The organism is Kitasatospora sp. NPDC059747, from assembly GCF_042732955.1.
In the GTDB taxonomy this organism is placed as follows: domain Bacteria; phylum Actinomycetota; class Actinomycetes; order Streptomycetales; family Streptomycetaceae; genus Kitasatospora.
In genome coordinates, this window is the sequence record NZ_JBHWGV010000110.1 from 1 (window position 1) to 460 (window position 460).

The following is a 460-nucleotide window of genomic DNA, read 5'->3' on the forward strand; positions in this document are numbered from 1 at the left end:
TCCCGCCGCTCCAGCCGGATCAGCGGCACGGCGCTGCACCACCTCGACCACCTCACCCCGGTGGGGGTGCTGCGGCTGGAGTTCGACGACTTCCTGGCCAAGAGCGACCTGTGGGACGGCCAGGGCAGCGCCCTGCAGGTGGTCGACACCACCCCCACCACGATCGTCGTCCGCGCGCTGGCGACGGCGGCCGACGCCGACGACGCGTTCGCGCTCCGCTGCGCCCTGCGCGAGCACCTCATCGGCTACCTGCGGGACGAGCATCCGTACGCCCTTCCGCGCATATCCGTGGGGGACGCGGCAGGGCGCCGCCCGGACGCGCGGGAGTCCGTCGACACCCCGGGCCCGGCCCGGGGCCCCCACACCACGTGACCGACGTCGCGGCCCGGTTGGGGGCGCCGACCGGCCGGGGGCGTGCCGCCCACCCGCGCGGGGCCGGGCCCGCGGCGCAGGGGGGGCG

Annotated in this window: 1 pseudogene; it reads left to right on the top strand. The window is 78.0% G+C overall.

The features are described 5' to 3' along the window. Positions 1 to 372 (top strand): annotated as a pseudogene (locus tag ACFV4G_RS34210) (mechanosensitive ion channel family protein); the annotation flags it as partial. Positions 373 to 460: the final 88 nt, after the last annotated feature.